Source organism: Bradyrhizobium sp. Kon37 (genome assembly GCF_055807535.1).
In genome coordinates, this window is record NZ_JBVVOY010000232.1 from 1 (window position 1) to 292 (window position 292).

Consider the following 292-nt stretch of genomic DNA (forward strand, 5'->3'; position numbering starts at 1 on the left):
GTGCTTGTAGAACAGCCAATGCATTATTGATTCCCTGATACCAGAGATCTGCATTTAAATAAGCCAGCGTGTGATTTTCTATCAGAACGCCGAGATGTTTATCGTCCAGACCACTTTCAACCTGGCCGTTGGTGATCATAATTAACCGTGGTTCGCGGGTAGTAAATAGTAACAGAACACTTCCTTTTACATCACTCAATGAAGATGACGCATGCGCCAGCATCGCTTTACCATTTTGTCTGAGACTGGCTTCATTATTAATGTCGGGTAAAACCACAATAAACGGTGCAAT

General features: G+C 42.5%; 1 protein-coding gene. It reads right to left on the minus strand.

What is annotated here, in order from left to right:
* The coding region (locus tag AC0L3J_RS37945) for a TPM domain-containing protein (protein WP_473350527.1) at positions 1–292 on the minus strand (292 nt) is incomplete at both ends.